7 protein-coding genes are annotated in these 21285 nt (G+C 56.5%); all 7 read right to left on the bottom strand.

Annotation, left to right across the window (positions count from 1 at the left end; genetic code table 11):
- Positions 1-37: 37 nt before the first annotated feature.
- The 7 genes from solI to FGI04_RS11855 all read right to left on the bottom strand — a co-directional run bounded on the left by solI (position 38) and on the right by FGI04_RS11855 (position 21262).
- Positions 38-1318, bottom strand: coding sequence for a solanimycin biosynthesis cytochrome P450 SolI (gene solI / locus FGI04_RS11825; RefSeq protein ID WP_342698776.1), 1281 nt, complete (start codon positions 1316-1318; stop codon positions 38-40).
- A gap of 154 nt (positions 1319-1472) precedes the next feature.
- The gene (locus tag FGI04_RS11830; protein ID WP_407340121.1) at positions 1473-7268 is read right to left on the bottom strand and encodes a non-ribosomal peptide synthetase; all 5796 of its coding nucleotides are present in this window, start codon (positions 7266-7268) and stop codon (positions 1473-1475) included.
- Positions 7265-10756 (bottom strand): solanimycin non-ribosomal peptide synthetase SolG, encoded by a 3492-nt coding sequence (gene solG / locus FGI04_RS11835; protein ID WP_407321144.1) that lies wholly within the window; start codon positions 10754-10756, stop codon positions 7265-7267. The genes FGI04_RS11830 and solG overlap by 4 nt, the downstream gene beginning before the upstream one ends.
- Positions 10757-10859: 103 nt before the next feature.
- Entirely contained in the window at positions 10860-17756 is a 6897-nt protein-coding gene (locus FGI04_RS11840) for a non-ribosomal peptide synthetase (protein WP_407336779.1), read from the bottom strand.
- 3 nt (positions 17757-17759) lie between these two features.
- On the bottom strand, positions 17760-19652 hold the full coding sequence (gene fabD, locus FGI04_RS11845; protein ID WP_407336780.1) for an ACP S-malonyltransferase: 1893 nt from the start codon (positions 19650-19652) through the stop codon (positions 17760-17762).
- 71 nt (positions 19653-19723) lie between these two features.
- The gene (locus FGI04_RS11850) at positions 19724-19993 is read right to left on the bottom strand and encodes an acyl carrier protein (RefSeq protein ID WP_342698771.1); all 270 of its coding nucleotides are present in this window, start codon (positions 19991-19993) and stop codon (positions 19724-19726) included.
- A gap of 24 nt (positions 19994-20017) precedes the next feature.
- Positions 20018-21262, bottom strand: coding sequence for an aminotransferase class I/II-fold pyridoxal phosphate-dependent enzyme (locus FGI04_RS11855; protein WP_342698770.1), 1245 nt, complete (start codon positions 21260-21262; stop codon positions 20018-20020).
- Positions 21263-21285: the final 23 nt, after the last annotated feature.

Raw genomic sequence — 21285 nt, forward strand, 5'->3', positions numbered from 1 at the left:
ATATTTCAGCACTCGTTCCACTTATTGTCTCGAATACTCAGTCTTTGTGGATGATGACGTTCAGATTCTCAAAACCATGTAAAAAGTTTGAGTAATTGCGCTCAGGCTCTTCCAGCACGTCTATTCTGGAAAAACGCTTGAGAATCTCTTCCCAGACAATCGTCAGTTGCATTTCGGCCAGTCGGCTACCGATACAGGTATGAATACCTACGCCAAAGGAGAGGTGTCTGCGCGAGCGTTCACGGTCGATGTTGAAGACATCAGGCTCATCAATCACCGAGCCATCACGGTTACCGGACGCATACCACATCACCACGCGGTCGCCTGCTTTGATGGTTTTGCCATTAAGCTCAACGTCACGGTTGGCCACACGGCTCATAAAATTAACCGGTGGGTAAAAACGCAGCGTTTCCGACACCATCGGCATCACCAGTTTGGGGTCGGCCTTGAGCTTGGCAAACTCCTGCGGGTATTTATTCAGCAGGTACAGGCTGCTTGAAATGGTATTACGCGTCGTATCGTTACCACCGATAATCAACAGCACAATGGTGCCGCGGTACTGCTCCAGGGTCATATCACAGGTGTCGGGATGATGCGCCAATACGGAGATCAGGTCGTAACTGGGCGGTGCATTACGGCGTTTTTCCCACATTTCTTCAAACACCTGATAGCACTTCACCGTTTCTTCCGCTTTTTGCTCCCAACTGGTCACCAGGCCATGTCCCGGTTCGAACATCAGCACGTCAGACCAATAGGTCAGTTTACGGCGATCCTCAAAAGGGAAATCGAGCAGCGTTGCCAGTACGGTTGCCGTCATCTCTTTAGAGACCCGGTCCACCCAGTCAAAAGGCTCGCCAATCGGCAGGCTATCGAGAATCATGCCAGCACGTTCGCGCATTACCGGTGCCATTTTCGACAGGCTGGAGGGTGCTACCGCTGGGGTTACCGCCTTGCGGTGTTTGGTGTGCTCAGGGGGGTCCATCGTAATAAAACCCACGCTCTTACGACGCTCATGACCCAGTGCTTGCAGCGCAGTTTCCAGTCTGTCTTTCTCTTCGAGCGTTTTCAGATCGATATTCTGCGTGGAAGTGAAATCGCGATAATTGCTGCCTACCGTACGGATGTCATCCCACAGGGTGACCGACCAGTAAGGCCCAAACTCACTTTCCGGCGTGAAATGTACCGGGTCTTCGCGCCGCAGACGCTCAAACACCGGCAGTTCCGTTCCATTTACAAAGCGATCACGACGTGCAGGATTAATTTTATCCAACGGAATCGCATTCACATCCTCAACCACATCCTGTAATTGTTTCGTCATTTTCATCCACTCATTGCATTGTTGTAAGCGTACTACCGCACCATCCACGTCTGCATCGACAGTGCGATAGCGCCGGAATAGTGCGATAACACCAGATTGCAGAAGGCGCCAACCCTGCCCCTTCTGCAACCCAGGGACGAACCCTTCTATGCGTTTACCCGCCGTTCACCGTAGCGGTTCTGGCGCTATCAGCCTGCACAGACTGCGCAAACTGGAGCCACCCTCGCGCCAGTTCGATTACATGCGGTGCTTTCAACACCGTAAAGTGCTGTGCTGGCCCGGCGATGGTTTCAAGTTTGTCTACCCAGTAGGCCCATCCTGCCGCATCGTCATGTCGACGCTGACTGTCCGCATCAGGCTGTTTCCATGGGTCACGCACCTGAATCAGGTTCACCGGACCGTGGTAGCGCGCTGTCGGTCGATACTGCGTTTGTCTGGCGGCATAAAAGGTTTGCCACGGACCTTGCAGTAACCGGGGAGACGAGTTAGCCGGAACCTTCCCTGCACGACTCAGGTGTTGATGTACGGCCGACAACATCTGCTCAATGTCATGACGGGCATAAAGCGATTCGTCTATTTCCAGCGCCATCTCCAGCGTGAATCCGATACTCTCAACATACTCGCGCATACATTCAGCCAGGTTCGGCGTCACTAATGATGCCTGACGACCCAAAGGGGCTTCGGAGTCGATAATCGTCAACGACGCCACCACACCGCCTTGTGCCTCCAGCCGACTCGCCATGTCAAACGCCACCTGCCCACCAAAAGAGTGCCCCAGCAGATGAATCCGCGTCTTCTCACCGATACCTGCCTGATGAAGCGCCATAAGGTTACGCACCGACGCCGCTTCTACTGAGGGATCCGGTTCACCGGCCCCATCCACCCCTTTCGGCATTAACCCATAGACCGTCTGTTGTTGGGGCAACGCCTGTATGAAGGGCAGGAAATCCGTCACGCTCGCCCCCGCCCCTGGCACACAAAACAGCGGGATACTGGTGCTATCGCCCTTCTGTAAGGTGATCAGTGGCTTGAAATCATCAGCTGCCATGCCCACCACCGGTGATTCCGCCACGCGCGCTGCCATCCCTGTCGGGCTTGCCTGATCAGGCGTAGTCAGTTGATGAATAGATGCGTTCGGATTGGCGACCACGGCCTCTAAGGTCGCGAGATAACCTGCAGCCATACGCTCGGCGGTTTCACGACGGAACAGGTCGGTGGCATACTCCATAATGCCCCCCAACCCCAGCGGCTCCCCCGTCTCGCTGTATTCTTCATACAGCGTGAAATAGAGATCCCACTTGGCATGCCCGCTGTGTACCGGATAAAGCCGCGCGTTCAACCCAGGAACGTTGAGGGTTTCCGATGGGGCGTTTTGTAGGATCATCATGGTCTGGTACAGCGGGTAGTGAGACAATGGACGCTCCGGCAGTAGCTCACTGACCAGTTTCAGGTAAGGAATATCCTGATGCCCATACGAGCTGAGTGCCTGTGCGCGCACCCGTGCGAGCACCTCATTCACGGTGGGGTCGCCAGAGGTATCAACGCGCATCACCCACTGCGTCAGGAAGCACCCCACCAGGTTATGTAACGCTTCATCGCTGCGACCGGCTGAAATCGCACCCAGCGGAATATCGACGCCTGCGCCAAGCTGGGTGTAATAGATGCCGAGAGCTGCCTGCAATACCATCGACAGCGTCATGTTGCGCTCACGAGCCAGCTCGCTCAGCCGCTGGTGCAAGTCGACATTGATCTGCAACGGCACCAGTTCGCCACGATAGCTGGGTTTAGCCGGGCGTGGGTAGTCTTGCGGCAGCGCCAGCGTTTGCGGTACCCCTGCAAGGGTGGTTTTCCAATACGCCAGTTGTTCCGCATACAGGCTGTTCGCATCGTCAGGGGAGCCCAGCAGCTCGCGGTGCCACACCGCATAGTCGGCATACTGAACAGGCAGCGGCGTAAACTGCGGTGCATGACCGGCCACACGCGCCTTGTAGGCCAGGGTGAGATCCCGCGTCAGCGGTGCCAGTGAAAAGGCGTCACAGGCAATATGGTGAAATAGCATCACCAGAATGTGTGTTTGCGGCCCTGCCCGCAGTATTGACGGACGGAACGGCAAATCTGTCGACAGGTCGAATAACGAGGTAATCGCCGTAAACACCGCCTGTGGTACCTGCTCGGCTTCCACTTGTATGTACGGGACATCGATATGCACCTTAGCAAAGGGCTCGATGACCTGAACCGACTGGCCGTCCACCACCGCAAACCGGGTGCGCAGCGGTTCATGCCGTTCCACCAGGTCGTACAACGCGGCCTTTAACGCGACCACATCCAGCTCGCCTTCAAGCGAGACCACAATCGGCGTATTGAGTGATGAACCGCCACGGACATTATGCCCCACCCACATCAGCTGTTGGCTGTAAGAGATAGGCAGCAGATCCGGTCGCGGTTCCATGCGGGTCAACGGTTTGCGTACTTTGACGTGCTCATCAAGCTGTTTCGCCAGTTTCGCTACCGTCGGGTTTTCAAACAGTAACCGAACCGGCAGTTCAATCCCCAATCGGCCACGGATACGGGCGATTAATCCGGTAGCCAGAATGGAATGCCCGCCCATCGCAAAGAAGTCATCGTCAATGCCGATTTGCGGCTGCTGGAGTAATTCGGCATACAGCTCGCACAGCACCGCTTCGCGCGTATTACGCGGTGCCCGATAGACCGCGGTATCGCTAAATTCCACCGCAGGTAGCGCTTTGCGATCCACCTTCCCGTTAGCCGTCAGAGGGAACTGTGACAGCGCGACAATCCGTGAAGGCACCATGTAATCAGGCAAGCGTTGACCAAGATAATCCTGCACCTCTGATTCAGAGAATGTCGATGCTGCCGCGGCCACCCCCTCCCCTACGACGTAAGCCACCAGACGCTTGCCGCTACCATTATCCACCGCCAGCACCAGGGCTTTCTCGACGTGTGGATGTTCAACCAGGCGCGCTTCTATCTCGCCCAGTTCGATACGGAAACCGCGCAACTTGACCTGTTGATCGTTACGTCCGATAAACAGCACGTTACCGTCGTCCTGATAACGCACCAGATCGCCGGTACGATACAGCCGGGCGTGCGGGTCATCGACAAACGGGTCAGCGATGAAACGCTCGGCGGTCAAATCCTGCCGGTTCAGATAACCGAGCGCAACACCATCCCCACCGATATATAGCTCGCCGACCGCACCGACTGGCACCGGGTGCTGGTGTTTATCCAACACATAGAGCCGGGTATTACCGATAGGCCGCCCGATAGGAATGCTGCTGGTGGTATCCGTCAGTTCATTGATCGGGTAGGTGGTGGCAAAGGTCGTGGTTTCCGTCGGGCCGTAACCATTGACCAGTTTCACTGAAGGGACCACGCGCCGTACCTGCGCAATGATGTTGGGATCAAGCGCATCCCCGCCGATAAACAGCGCGTTGAACTGCGCGAGAACCGGCGTCAGTTCGGTATATAGCTGATTGAACAGCCCCACCGTCAGCCACATTTGACTCACACGTTGAGAATGCAATGTGCGCACCAACCGGGCTGGGTTAAGCAGGGTATCCTGGTCGATAACCACACAGGTGCCGCCATTAAGCAGCGGCCCCCATATTTCCAGCGTACTGGCGTCAAAGGCGGTATTGGCTGCCAGCGCCATACGATCGCCTGGTGCAAACACGCCAACGCCACTGTTTATCACCAGTCGATTGATGGCGTAATGCGGCACCATCACCCCTTTCGGTATCCCGGTGGAGCCAGATGTGTAAATGATATAGGCTGGGGCGTTGGCAGAAACCTGCACATTGACCTCGTCATCACTCGCCTGCATCACTTCGGTACTGTTTATATCAATGACGGTGATATCAATGACGGTGCCATCGATGGCGGGCACGAAGGTATCCGTCTCCAGCGCCTGATGCGCATCGCTTATCAAAAACCGAGCGGAGCAATCCTCAATAACCCACTGCACGCGCTCTTGCGGTGCCTGCGGATCCAGCGGTACGTAAGTCGCCCCCACCTTGAGTATGCCAATCGTCGCCGCCAGCAAGGCACTGCCACGCGGCAGCAACAACGCCACTACGTCACCGGGTTTTACACCACGGGCAACCAGCACCTGCGCCAGCCGGTTAGCACACTGGTTGAGGCTGCAATAGCTAATCTGTGCGTCACCTTCGATGACCGCTATCGCATGCGGGGTCCGTTCTGCCTGCTGTTCGAACAGACGGTGAACCGGCGTATTCGCCGGATACGGTACCGTCGTGGCATTCCAGTCAATCAGCAGTTGGGTACGTTCGCTGGGCGGGAGAATCTCCAGCGCATGCATCGGCGTCGCCGGGGCGTTATCCAGCGTATCAGCCAGACTTTTCATCGCCTGCTGGAAATACCCTGCAATCCGTTGTGCCGACAGCGGTGGTGCAGCCAGCACACTCATGCGCAGCGTTTCGCCAAAATCATCTACCGATACGGTCAGCGGGTAGTCGGTATGCTCCTCAAAGCCGTGCCATTCCACCTCATCACGCTCGCCGGTGGTATCCACGCTTTCGTCTTCAGACTGCTGGTTATGACGGTAGTTGAATAACACATTGAACAACGGGGTTGGCGGAGCAATAATCCCGCTACAGCGCTGGGCCAGACTGAGCGAGGCGTGTTCATGACCCAGTAATGCCGCCAGACGTTTGTGCGTTTGACGGACACTCTCTTCCACACCAACGTTGCCCAAATCAAGACGGATCGGCAGCGTGTTAATGAACGGCCCCATGATCTGGTCGGCCCCTTCCCCGGCCTGCAAACGGCCGAGCAGGATGGTGCCGAACACGACGGTATCGCTGTCGCTGGCACGCGCCATCACCTGTCCCCACACCAGATGGCAGAGGCTGCCCATGCTGACGCCAAGGCGGCGTGCCTGCGCACGCAAACGTGCGACGACGCCCGGCTCCACATTCTGGCGTAATTCCTCCACCCCAGTGTTATCTGCCGTGCCGGTCGACATGCCGAATGCCAGCGTCGGCTCATCAATATCACCCAGCATCTGCCGGAAGAACTGTTCGTGCTCCGCCTGCGTCGTCCCATTGCGCACACTGGCAATCAACCGGCGGAAGGGTTGCGGTGCTGGCAATAACTGACCCTGCCCCATCAGGAAGGCGCGAATATCACGGATCATGATCTGCAACGAAGCGATATCGTCGATCAGGTGATGCAACAGCATCAGCATCTCAAAACGCCCGCTTTGTGGGTCACGCGCGGTATACAGACTCAGCAATGGTGCCCGGGTCAGGTCTATACGGTAGTGCGCGGGGTTATAGCGCTCCACCAATTGCGCCATGATGGGGCCATTGGCCGGATCAAGCTCAATTTCCGTCACCTGCACCGGCGCATGACGCAGCACGACCTGCGCGGTACGCGATACCCCGTGCGAGAAAAAAGCGGTACGCAAAATGTCGTGCCGATCCACGGTTTGTTGAACCGCCTCGACATAGCGCGTCATCACCTCACGGTTAGCCAACGAAATGCGGGCAAACTGCAGGTACGGATCCCCTTTTTCGCTCAGTTGGTGCAAAAAGAGGATCCCTTCCTGTAACGGCGTCAATGCATAGATATCCTGCACATTCGCCACGCCACCCGGCACATTGTCCACAATATGCGCAATATCCTCCTGGGTCAGCTCGATCAACGGCAACATATCTGGCGTCAGGTGGGTCGTCTGCGGCGTGATCAGGTTCGCCGGCACCCTTGAGCCACCACTCCCATCTTGCGAGGATAGCGCTCTTCCCTGGCGCAGGGCGTCAACGAGAGCTGCTTTGTGCTCCCGCAACGCCGCTTTGATATCAGGGGTCAACGACCCCTTTGCTGCCTTGATGACCAGTGCGTCACCGTCAAGTGATAAGGCGATATTGGCCTGATCCAGTATCTGCAACATGTCATCAAAATCGGTCATAATCTCATCTCGTCGAGTTCAATGGTACGAGCGGACAGTTCCGCCAACGTCGGGCTATCGAACAGTGCACGGATCTCCGTGCTCAAATCGCGCTGGCGCAGGTGTTCCATCAGTTGCACCGCCAACAGCGAATGCCCACCCAACTCAAAGAAGTTGTCGTGACGTCCGATGCGTTCGACACCCAGCAGTTCCTGCCACAGTTCCGCCATCGCGATTTCAATGTCACCTTGCGGGGCTTCATAGGCACGACGGGAGAACGACGAGTCATCCGGCTGCGGTAACGCTTTGCGATCGAGCTTGCCATTGGCGGTCAGCGGCAGTTGTTCCAGCGTGACGAATGCCGCAGGCACCATGTATTCCGGCAACTGAGCCGCCAGGCTGCTACGCCACTGGGCGATATGGTCAGATGTGCTTAGCCCATCAGCCTGACCTTCTGCGCTCAGCACCACGTAGGCCACCAGACGCAAATCACCCTGGGCATCCGCACGGGCCACGACGACGGCATCGCCGATAGACGGCTGTTTGAGCAATTCCGCGTCAATTTCACCCAATTCGATACGAAAACCGCGAATCTTGACCTGATTATCGTTACGCCCCAGGTACTCGATATCACCGTCTGACAGATAACGCGCGATGTCACCGGTACGGTACATCCGCGCATCGGCGTTGGCGGCAAACGGGTCGTGCACGAAGCGTTCCGCCGTCAGGTCAGGACGGTTGAGGTACCCACGCGCGACACCGACCCCACCGATATACAGCTCGCCGACGACGCCACGCGGTACCGGACGCAGGTGCTGGTCCAGCAAATAGATACGCAGGTTAGCGATAGGACGACCAATCGGTACGGTGGCGGTTTCAGGCAAGTTTTTCGGACAGGTCCACGCCGTCACGTCGATCGCCGCTTCGGTCGGTCCGTACAGGTTATGTACCGCCGTGTCCGGCAGCAGTTTGTAGCAACGGGCCACACTGGCAGAACTGAGCGCCTCACCGCTGCACACAATACGACGCAGTGAACGGCAGGCCGCCACGCTGTCGTTTGCCAGGAACAGGTTCAGCATCGACGGCACAAAGTGCATGGTGGTGATGTTGTTGGCCTGAATCACCTCGGCAAGCGCCTGGGTGTCTTTGTGCGCGCCCGGAGGTGCCATGACCAGCGTTGCACCGACCGAGAGCGGCCAGAAGAATTCCCACACCGACACGTCAAAGCTGAAGGTGGTTTTTTGCAATACCGCATCGCTGCTATCGAGCTGATAGGCATCCTGCATCCACTGCAAGCGGTTGATCAGGCCACGGTGTTCGTTTTCTACGCCTTTTGGCTTACCGGTTGAGCCGGAGGTGTATATCACGTAGGCGAGGTTGCGCGATGTCAGGCCCAGTTCAGCAGGCGACAACGACTCCTTCGACAACGCAGAATCAGCCAAAGACGCCGCATCCAGCTCCAGCTTAACGATACCGGAGGTATCAAGCTCAGCGGTCACTTCCCGCCCGCGTTTGTCGAGCAGCAACAGCTTCGGCGCGGAATCCTGCAAAATGTAGGACAGACGTTCCTGTGGGTAATCGGGGTCAAGCGGTACATACGCACCACCGGCTTTGATAATCCCCATCAGGCCAACGACCATCTCGATGCTGCGGTCCAGACAAATTGCTACGCGGTCATCGGGTTTCACCCCTTGCTGGTGCAAATGGTGCGCCAGTTGGTTAGACAGGGCGTTCAGTTCGGCATAGCTCAGTTCACGGTCGCCAAAGCGCAGCGCCGTCGCCGAGGGAGTCCGTTTCACCTGCTCTTCAAACATCTGGTGGGTATAGGCAACCGCAGGGTAAACCTTGTCGGTGTTATTCCACTCTTTCAACAGCAAATTGCGTTCTGCGGCCGGCAAAATATCAATCTGCTGCATCGGCGTATTGGGCGCGTTATCCAGTGCCGTTGAGATGTTTTCAAGCGCTTGTTGCGTGTAAGCGAACAGCAGTTCCGGGTCCAGCGACTCCACTACCTGAATATTCAGGCCCAGCGCGTTGCCGTAGTCATCCACCGACAGCGTGATCGGGTAGGTAGTACGCTCTTCAAACCCATCCCACTGGTCGGCTTCCGGTACCACGAAATCCAGCGAATTGCTTTCCGACTCACGGTTATGGCGATAGTTAAACAAGGTGTTGAACAGCGGAGTAGAACTGTTCACGCCACTGCAACGCAATGCCAACGCCAGCGAGGCATGCTCGTGACTCAGCAATTCTGCCAGACGTTTGTGGGTGGTACGCACGCTTTCCTCAACGCTGGCGCCTTGCATATCCAGGCGGATAGGCAGCGTGTTAATGAACGGCCCCATGATCTGGTCCGCGCCATCGCCGGCATGCATACGGCCAAACAGGATAGTCCCGAAGACCACCGAATCCTGACCGCTAACGCAGGACAACACTTGTCCCCAGGCCAGATGACAGATACTGCCGAGGCTCACCCCCAGACGACGCGCATGCGCACGCAGGCTGTCGTTCAAACGCTGGGGTACTTTGCGGTTAACTTCGACTATTTCGAAGTCATCCAGCATGTTGACCAGGCCGTAAGGTGCGGTAGGTTCATCAATGTCGCCCAGCGTCGAGCGGAAATACCGTTCATGTTCCTGCGGGCTCTTGCCAAGCCGTACCTGTGCAATCAGGCGGCGGAACGGCTGCGCCGGGGGCAGCGTGTGACCACGGCCCGCCAGGAAGGTGTGAATCTCGGCGGACAAGATCAGCACGGAGGTAATGTCATCGATCAGGTGATGCAATACACGGAACATTTCCCAACGGTCGTTACGTTTGTCATACGCAACAAACGCATGCAACAACGGCGGTTTAGCCAGATCGATGCTGTAGTGTGATGGGTCAAAGCGTTCGGCCAGTTGTTCGGCGATCGGGCCATCGGCAGGATCCAACTCCACATCCAGCACATGCAGTTGCGCCTGACGCTGAACCACCTGGCACGGTGTCGATACCCCTTCCCAGTAAAAGCCGGTACGCATGATATCGTGGCGATCGACAACCTTTTGCACCGCGGCAAGGTAGTTGTCGACTTTTTCACGGCTATCAAACGTCATCTGCCCGGTTTGCAGGTATGGGTCGCCTTTGCTGGCCAACATGTGATGGAACAGGATCCCTTCCTGCAAGGGTGCCAGTGAGTAGATATCCTGAATATTACTCACGCCGCCGGGTACCTGTGCCACCACGTGGTCGATATCTTTTTGGGTCAAGTCGATAAGCGGCAGCAGTTCAGGGGTAATCGCCGTGGTTTGCGGCGTAATTTTGTTTTCAGGAACCACCACTTCAAACGCGTTTGACAGGCGTTTCCCATTACGCAGCGCATGCACCATAGTGGCTTTGTGCTCGCGTAACGCACTTTTAATCTCGCTGGTGAGCGCACCTTTGGCTGAGGTAATAACCAGGTCCTCGTTATCCAGCGATATCGAGATCTTTGCCTCTTCCAGTGTCACCAGTAATTGTTCGAAATCGCTCATTTTTTATCCTCCGTGATCATAACGTGTAGTCGATGGTGCTTGACGTAATGCAATGCAACAAAACAGCCAGGGCTATGCAGCCAACCTACGGGAAACAGCCTGCTCACAGTCGAGTCTCCGCCAGTTCAATGGTCCTGGCCGCAATGTCTGCCAGAACCGGTGTATCAAACAGCGTGCGTATCTCGATGCTCAGCCCCCTGCGGCGCAACTGCTCAATCAAACGCACGGCTAACAACGAATAGCCTCCCAACTCGAAGAAGTGATCCTGACGGCCGACCCGCTCGACACCGAGCAACTCTTCCCAGATAGAAGCCATCGTGATTTCCATCTCCCCCTGAGGAGGCACATAAGCGCGACGGGCGAACGACATCTCATCCGGCGCGACCAGCGCATTACGGTCTATCTTGCCGTTCGGCGTCAGCGGCAACGCTTTGAGCGTCACAAAGGCCGCTGGCACCATGTAATCCGGCAAGGCATCCTGCAGATGCTTGCGCAGCGCCTGACGGCTGAAGTGGCTTTGCACCATGTCTTTGAGCGTTGCCACGTGTTCCAGCGCCGCTAACGTATTCTCAGGCACAATCCAGTCGATCAGACACGCCACCTCGTTGACCCCGGCTTCCTGCAGATTTTCCGCCACAGACAGCGCGGATTCCGGCGTACCGATAAACGACAGTTCTCGGGTATAACGCCTGAACGCGAACTCCAGGATGCGGTGTTTGTCTTCGTTGGGGAGCGTGTCGAGGTTGATGTTCTGTTCTTTAAGCCACCCAGACAGCAAGCTGAGGTGACCTTCCAGATAACCAAGGAACGGCCCTTTCGCCTGCGTCAGCACCTCATCCAGGTTCTCTCCCAGGTAGGTGTGGATCATCACCGTCACGATGCCAGTGCGAGGATCAAACCCGGCTTTTTCACGCGCCGTGCGGTATATCGCGATATGCTGGGCCAGCCCTTCAATGTTCTGCGTGAGCAAGTGGGTCAGCAAATGCGCGCCACTACGCCCGGCATACTCAAAGGTTTCAGGCGCACCCGCCGCCGTTATCCAAATCGGCAATTCTTTTTGCACGGGTGCCGGGTAAATCTGGACGTCGATATCATTCCCGTGGTGATCCCGGCGAGAAACGCTGCCGCCCTGCCACAGCGTTCTCAACTCCTCAATGCGGTGATGCATCACCGGGCGGCGGTCGTCGTAATGCTGCGGAGCCAGCACAAAATCTCGCTGATTCCAGCCGGACGCGATGCCGATACCGATACGGCCGCACGACAGGTTATCGACTATCGACCAGTCTTCCGCCACGCCGAGCGCATCATGCAGCGGCATTACCACACTGCCCGCACGCAGCTGGATATGACGTGTTCTGGCCGCCAGCGACGCGCTTAACAACGCCGGATTAGCGAACAAGCCACCCACGCCGTGGAAGTGACGCTCCGGCGTCCAGACGGCGGTAAAGCCATGCGAATCGCCGAACTCCGTCACCTCAGTGCAATAGTGATACCCCTGCTGGGCATCGGTATGTGCACCGAATAAAAACAGACTGAAATCCAGGCTTTCAGAGCGGGAAGAGGATTCCTGCTCGCCTTTTTCGCCGCGGCCGGGCACCACGTAGGCCACCAGTCGGGTCGCCCCGGACATATCTTCTCTGGCAACCACCACCGCTTCACGCACTGACGGATGACTCAACAACCGGGCTTCGATTTCCCCCAGCTCTATCCGGTGCCCGCGTAGTTTCAACTGGTGATCGGTACGGCCGAGGAACACCAGCCGCCCATCGTCCATCAGTTGCGCGAAATCACCGGTCCGGTAAAGGCGTGCCGCCGAATCGGTTGAGAATGGATCGGGAATAAAGCGCTCGGCGGTTAGTTCCGGACGCTGATGGTAACCACGGGCCACCCCGTCCCCACCGATATACAGCTCCCCGATAGCCCCCATCGGCACCGGTTTGCCATGCTTGTCCAGCAGATAGACCTGGGTGTTGGCAATCGGGCGACCAATCGACTGGTTGTATTGCGTCACATCTCCGGCATTCACGCGATTGCAGGTTGACCACACCGTGGTTTCCGTCGGCCCGTAGAGGTTCCACAGGGATTCACCGAAGGCATGCAGGCGCGTAGCCAGATCACTGGGTAACGCCTCACCGCCGCACAGAATCTTCAATTGCTTATGCGGTGTCGCGTCGGCATCCACCAGCAAGCGCCAGGTGGTGGGGGTCGCCTGCATAATGGTGATATTGAGGGTTTGCAGCAGCGTCAGCAGCGCATGGGGATCCATCGCCTGTGTGCGGCTAGCCAGCACAATCGATGCCCCTGTCATCAGCGGCAGGTAGAGTTCAAGCCCGGCAATATCAAACGAAATGCTGGTCACGGAGAGCAGGCAGTCGCGGGTGCCCAGTTGGAATAACGCCTGCATCCCGGTGAGGAAGTTGACCACCTGACGATGTTCAACCATCACCCCTTTCGGCTTGCCGGTAGAACCTGAGGTGTAAATCACATACGCCAAATGTCGGCTATGCTGCGTTGCCACATCCGGATTGTCGCCAGGCAGCTCGTCCCAGCGCGCGCTGTCACGCTCCAGATCCACCACGGTGACATCATGCCCTGTCTGCTCCCCAAAGACCTCGCGCCCACGCCTGTCGACTACCAGTACCTTCGGTGTGGCATCGTCGAGAATATACGCCAGTCGTGTAGCCGGGTATTCCGGGTCAAGCGGCACATACGCGCCACCCGCCTTGAGGATCGCCAGTAAGGCGATGAGCATGGTTTCCGAGCGTTCAGTACATAACGCGACGCGTGTATCTGGCACGACGCCCTGCGCTATCAGGTAGTGTGCCAGACGGTTAGCACGCTGATTCAATTCGGCATAGCTCAGACGTACGTTACCCATTTGCAACGCCAGCGCCTGCGGTTGTTGCTCGACCTGCTGCTCAAACAATTGGTGAATCATCGTGGTCGCCGGGAAGGCCAGCGCCGTATTGTTCACGGTTTTCAGCAGCAGTTGGTGCTCTTCGGGCGGCAACACCGTCAGTTCATACAACGGGGTGGCGACAGAAGACGCGGTACTGGCAGCCTCCAGCGCGCTCACCAGGCTCAGCATACTCTGCTGGAAGTAACCCCAGATACGCTCGCCCGACAGCGATTCAACCACCTGAATGCCAATATCAAAGCCGGTGTCAGCGTCATCCACCGAGACGGAAATAGGATAGTTGGTACGCTCGTCAAAACCGTGCCATGCCACACCGTCAAACTCGATCCCGCCTAACACGTCCACATCGGTCGGGCGGTTACGGCGGTAATTGAAGACGGTACTGAACATCGGCGTCGGCGCCACAATCCCACACCCTTGTTGCGCCAGCGACAAGGTGGTGTGCTCATGCTTTATCAGCGCAGTCAGGCGCTGATGGGTCTGACGCACGGCATCGACTACCGAGACGTCACCAACATCAATACGCAACGGCAAGGTATTAATGCACGGGCCCATGATTTTATCGCTGTTTTCACCGTGCATACGCCCTGACAGCACGGTACCGAACACCACGCTATCGCTGCCACAGGCGGCGCTCAGTACCTGCGCCCAGCTCACATGACACAGGCTACTGACACTGACACCAAGACGGCGTGCCTGTGTCCGCAACCGTTCACCCAGCGCGCCCGCCAACGGACGCCGGGTTTCATGGATACGCTGACCGTTGAGGTGGCCGTTACGCAGATTAAACGGGGCCGACGGCTCGGTGATGTCCGACAGCATGTCACGGAAAAAGGCCAGTTCTTGTTGCGTACCACGACCTTGTTGCAAACGCGCCACGTGATGACGGAACGGTACCGGTGCGGGCAAGCTCTCGCCTTTACCGGTAAGGAACGCCTGAATGTCAGAGAGCAAAATCTGCAACGACGGGATGTCATCCACCAAATGATGGATATACATCAGCGCTTCCCAACGTGCCTGCTGGTCGTCATAAGCCACCGCCATGCGAAGCAACGGCGGCTGCGTGAGATCAATGCGATGGGTTTGAGGATCGAACTGCGCCTTCAGTTGCTCGACCACCGGGCCTTGCTGCGTATCCAGGTTGAGTGTGGTGACGTGCAAGCGTGCGTGACGCAGCACAACCTGTACCGGCGTTTCCACCCCTTGCCAGATAAACGCGGTACGCAACACATCATGGCGATCAATGACGCACTGAATGGCATCAAGGTAGCGGTCCAGCGTCTCGCGGTGTGCAAACGACAGGTGACCACACTGCAGGTAGGGGTCTCCGGCTTCATCAAACAGATGGTGAAAGAGGATGCCTTCCTGTAGCGGTGCCAGTGCATAGATATCCTGAATATTGGCCACACCACCCGGTATCCGGGCCACAATCTGGTCTATCTGCTGTTGCGACAGCGACACCAGCGGGAAAAGCGCCGGGTGAAGCGCGGTGGTTTCCGGCGTCACCTGATTTTCCGGAATCACCCATGTCTGCGAGGCGTCGTCTTCATCGCGAACCTGTTGCGCCAGACAGGCCAGCACCGGGTGAGCGAAGATGGTCGGCACATCGGTGTAGTACTGCTGCTCACGCAGCATCGCCTGCAACTGCATCGCCATCAACGAATGGCCACCCAGTTCGAAGAAGTTGTCCTGCCGCCCGACCTGATGCACGCCCAGTATGGTCTGCCATAACTGCGCCAGCACGGTTTCTATACCGGCATGAGGTGCTTCAAAGTCACGCTGCACGTAGGCGTTATCATCCGGTAACGGCAAGGCTTTGCGGTCAATCTTGCCATTGGCGGTCAGCGGCAGTGATGCCATCACCACAAATGCCGCCGGGATCATGTAGCTGGGCAGTTGCGTGGCTAAGACGTCACGCCATTGCGTAATCGCACCGTCGCTGTTGTAACCGGCCTCGGGTACCACGTAGGCCACCAAACGCGCCTCGCCGCCATCCGGTGTGATACCGATAACCGTCGCGTCTTTGATATGCTCCAGCGCGGTAATACGTGACTCGATCTCCCCCAGTTCGATGCGGTATCCGCTCAATTTGATTTGGTGATCGCGCCGACCGAGGAACTCGATACGCCCATCGTCAAACCAGCGACCGATATCACCGGTGCGGTAGACGCGGCCTCCAGCAACCCAGGGGTCATCGATAAACTGCTGGGCCGTCAGCTCAGGGCGGTTCATGTACCCGACTGCAACGCCCTCACCACCGATCCAAATTTCACCTGCCATCCCCGGCGCGCAAAGCTGCCCAAAATTATCGACGACGTACATCCGGGTGTTGGCAATGGGTCGTCCGATGCTCAGGCGCGTATCCTGACCTTTCTCAAAACCGCGCATCCACGCCGACGACATAATGGTGGTTTCTGTCGGGCCATAGCCATTGATGTAACGACAGCGTTCACTCCAGCGTTCAATCAGCCCCAGTGTCGGCGCTGAGCCGGCGGTCAAAATGGTCATGCCTTGCGGCACCAGAGCCGGATCCAGGTGCGTGAGATATGGCGGCGGGAATGCCGAGAAACGGATGTCGTTTGCCGTCATGTACGTCATCAGCGCCGGTGGGTTCTGAATCAACGCGTTCGACAACAGATGTAATTCACACCCTCGGGTCAACGTACCAAAAATTTCCCCCGCCGAGGCATCAAAGGTATAAGGCGCGAACTGGGTAATCGGCTGCCCGACGCTAAAAATACCGATGTGTTCACACCAGGCACAGAAGTTAATCAGGCTGCGATGTGCGATCTCCACACCTTTTGGCGTGCCGGTCGTACCGGAGGTATAAATGATGTAGGCAATGGTGTGCGAGTCGATAGCGTCAAACGCGGTATCGTCACGCAGGTCACTCTGCGGTTGCTGATTGAGATAATCGTCGACAAAAAGCAGCGTACTGCTTTCATCGTCACTGAAATCTGACTGATTAGCCCGGCTGGTCAGCGTCCAGCGCACTTTTGCGTCGTTAATGATAAACGCGCGACGTTCGCTCGGCGCATCCAGAGCGACAGGCACATAAGCCGCACCCAGTCTGATGATGCCCAACATAGCGGCGATCAGGTTCGGCGTTTTATCCATACTCAGTACGATGCGATCGCCTTTCGCCACACCGACACGACGCAGACCTGCGGCGATACGCCCGGCACGCTCGGCAAGTTGCCGATAACTTAAGCGTTCATCATCAGCCACCAACGCGGTGGCCTCGTTTCTGGCCGCCACCTGTTCAGCAAATAACGCGTACAGCGAGCGATCCAGCGCCACATCAAGTTGCGTGGCATTCCATTCGTGGACCACGCGTTCAACTTCAGCGCTATTAAGCAGCGACTGCGCCCCTACCGTGCGCTCAGCCCCCTGACTAAAACTCACCAACAGTTGTTGCAGGCGTTCGAGAATGTTATGCGCATCCGCGTCGCTGATATCACCCGCGCGGTAATGCAGTGCCAGCAACAGGTTATCCCCGGTGTGCGCGATAAGATGCAGCGGCACAGACTCGTCCAGATTTTCCGGTTCCGGGTATTGCTCGTCACGCACACTGAGCAGTGATTCAAAAAGTGGCTGGTTTGAGTAACCAACTACACCTTGCGACAAGGCTTCTGGCAGCAACCCGGCATGTTGCCGGTGCTGCCCAAACACGGTGGCGATATCACGAAACCACTGATGCAACGTGCGCCCGCCATCCAGCGCCAGCCGCAACGGCAACGCACACGCGTCCCCAGTCTCACCGACAGCGAAGCGCTTGCCAAACAGTACCTCATCCTCACCGCTGTATTTACTCAACAACAGCGCCCATGCGGCAGTCAGCAACACCTCCCAAGAGGTGGATTCACGCTGCATTAGCGCCAGTAATTCCGAGTTCAGCGCCCGCCCAACGTGGGAAACGAGCACACGATACGCCTGCGTAGGGGAGGAAGCCGCCTCCCCACTCTCAGTGGTATTGACAAAGTTGGCGTTCGCCGTTCTTTGCGCGCCGGTAAGATGATGCTGCCAATACGCCACAGCTGTTTCCTTACGCGACAAGAGCATATTTTCCTGCGTGATAACCATCGGTTACGCTCCCTCTGTGACAACTTTTATAGAATTATTTTTTAACGTATTCAGTAAGTTAGATACACTCTCGGCGTTCCTGCCGAATTGATTGATGGCCGCACCGTTCTGAAAACTCCCGGCAAAACCGTATTTAATGAACGTCGACAAGGTGCCGGTCGGACTGAGATCAACAAAGAATGTGTCATCTTTCACCTTCAGCGATTGCATCAGACGGTAAAAATCAACAGGTTCGCGCAACACACGCCAGAAATACTCGCTGTCCCACCGTTCAACCGATGTGCCCAACAAGGAGGAGTACACGGTCATCTCCGGTGCGTTTTTCGCCAGGGTATCGACTAGTGCACGGAAATCCGTCTCGATGGCGGCGATGCCGGACGAGTGGAACGGTTGCTCAACCGGCAGCAACATCGAAATCACGTCCTGCTGCGTCAGACGCGTCTTGAGTGCCGACAGACTGGCCTTGTCGCCGCTGACCACAAAGTTATTCTGGAAGTTCATGCTGGCAAGCTCAGTCCCCTGATACAGCGCGGGGTTGCTATGAAAGTGCGATACCGGTGCCAGCACGCTCATCATGCCGCCGCCAGCCGTTTTCTCATGCAGCATGTGCGCCTGCGACACCACCAGTTTCATGGCGTCATCCAGCGTCAGTACGCCCGCCACGACAGCGGCGATACACTCACCCAGGCTGTATCCCAGTACGGCATCAGGTTTGATGCCTTCGGCGTTGAACATGTGGGTCAGGCTCACCCCGACACTCAGTAGCGCCACATTCGACAACGCCACATCAGAGAGCGGCAGCCGACGGCGGCTGTCGTCATACAGAGTTTCCACCAGGCTATAGCCCGCGTGTTTACGACACAGCGCGTCGCAGCTATCCATCTGACGGCGGAACGCGTCATTACGGCGATACAGCTCCTGGCCCATGCCGTAGTACTGCGAGCCCTGCCCGCCGAACATAAACACCACCCCAGAGCCAGTGGCATCTGACGCCGGTAAGTGGCGAACGGGTTGCGCTGCGGGGGCTTTCGTGTCTTCAAGTGTCATCGGTTGTGCTTTGATTTTCTCAAACAACCCGGTGAGCACTTGCCCCGGCCCGATTTCCTGCTGTCTGACCTCACCCAATGCCAGTAACCGTGAAATACTTTCGTACCAACGCACAGGGTGGCTTATCTGGCGCGTCAGCAGTTCGAGATAATCAGACGTGGGGTAGTCGTGCGCGGTGTAGTTGGAAATTACCCGCGCGTTAAGCGGGTTGAAGGTAAAACGGCCAGCAAACTGCGCGAATTGGGTTTCAATGTCACGCATATAACGGGAATGGAACGCCGCGCTCACGTTCAGCTTGATGTAACGCGCCCCGGCTGAGGTAAACAGCGACTCACAGGCAACAATGTCATCATACAGCCCGGAAATGACGATCTGCTGTGCGCAGTTAATGTTGGCAATATCAATACCGCTGAACGGTGACGACGCCAGCAGCGCCATCACTTGATTCAGATCGATACCCAGAATCGCCGCCATCGCCCCACGTGGCGCTTTCGACATCAGCATGCCACGCTCTCTGACCAGTGCAACGCCGGTGGCAAAGTCAAACGCCCCTGCCGCAAACAACGCAGCAAACTCACCCAGACTATGACCGGCGTAGCAATCCGGCGCATCTGCGCCGTCTTGCCGGTTGGCTAGAACCCCAAGCGCTGAGACAACAAACAACGCCGGTTGGGTGAATTCCGTTTCACCCAGTACGCCCTGAGGATCGCTCAGGCACAGATCACGAATCGAAAAACCGAGTACCTCGTCAGCCTCCCGAACACGCTCGGGAAAACGCTCAAACAGCGCACTCCCCATCCCTTTCTGCTGCGATCCCTGACCAGGAAATACCCAAATTGAAGAAGGCATAAATCCCCTATTACTGTTCCCTAGTATTGTCACTTAACGTTGCTTGTTGCTCCCGCCTTCCGTTCGCGGGATCAGGACTTGAGCGCATCTTCCGGTAGATGCGCTTCAATCGTGCTGACCAGGTCGCCGAGCGTATAAATACCGCGTTTATCGCCGTCGTTGATTTTGATGTTGAGCCGCTTCTCTATCTCGTACCACGACTCCAGCATCTCAACCGAATCCACTCCGAGCTCACCGCCAATAAAGGCATCCAGCTCCACGACATCGGGCGTAAACCCGGTGTTTTTGATGCCATTAATGATGTCGAGCACCATCGCGAGAACGTCTTTCTGAGCGTCCATTTCTTCTCTCCTTCATCCAGTCCGTTAGAGCGCGTCAAACTCGCGCGCAACCTCAGTGATAATCTCAACGACCTGATCGATCTCTTCACGGGTGTGGGTCGACATGACCGAGATACGCAGACGTTCTTTATCGGGGGGAACCATGGGGTATTCCATGATGTTGGCAAACACGCCGCGCTCAAAAATGCGGCGATTGATGTTGCCCACCACAGAGAGCTTGCTAAAGAAAATGGGAATAATGCCAGACTCGCCGCGCAGGATGTTGAACCCCTTCGCTTCCAGCTGGTCTTGCATGTAACGCACATTGTCGTGCAAACGGGCGATACGTTCTGGCTCACGCTCCATCACGTCCAGCGCCGCAGAAATCGCCGCAATCGTCGGCTGAGCTAACCCAGAGGTGAACAAATAGGGGTAAGAGAAGTTGCGCAGCATAAAGATGTGCTCGCGGCTGCCGGAAATAAACGCCCCTTGCGCGCCCAATGATTTGCTACAGGTGGACATACGCAAGTCGACCTGGCCTAACAAATCCAGATGCTCAAGCGTGCCTTTACCGGTGCGCCCCATGGTGCCCAGTCCATGCGCGTCATCGAGAATGATGATGATGTCATGCTTGCGGCAGATATCGATGTAACGCTTAAGGTCGATGATCGAACCGTCGGTAGAACGCACCCCTTCTACGGTCGAGAAAATCTGGGTATTCGGTTTGGAGCGTGCCCGAATTTTAGGCAGCATCGCTTCAAAGTCATCCAGACGTTCCGGGTCGAAGGTAAAGAACGGCACGTTAGTCATTTTGACCGCGTTGATAACGCTGGCGTGGCTGTTCTGGTCATAGATGATGATATCGTTACGATTCATCAGCCCATTCACCCAGCACAGGTTGGCCATATACCCGCTTGGCAGTAGCACCGCATCTTCGTGGCCCGCTAACGCCGCCAGACGCAACTCCAGATCCCGATGCTGCTTGGTGTAACCGGAAAACGCCGGTGATCCACCGGTGCCGATCCCGTATTTTTCTACGGCTTCCATCACCTTGCTTTTGACGTAAGGGTGATTAGCCAGCCCCAGGTAGCTATTCGAGCCAAATACCAGAACGCTTCTGAAGTCATCGCTGTGCAGGTCTTTGTATTGCATCTGCGCATCGACAGGCCCCACCCCTTGGCGGCTGAACATAAAGCCTTTTTCGAGTTCTTTTAAATAGGTGCCATAGCGCAATTTTACGCGCTCTTTGAATGGCTTACGTTCAAGTTCGATCAGATCATGAAAATCCATTATAAAAACCTCCTTGATGATTT

The organism is Dickeya ananatis, from assembly GCF_019464615.1.
In the GTDB taxonomy this organism is placed as follows: domain Bacteria; phylum Pseudomonadota; class Gammaproteobacteria; order Enterobacterales; family Enterobacteriaceae; genus Dickeya; species Dickeya oryzae.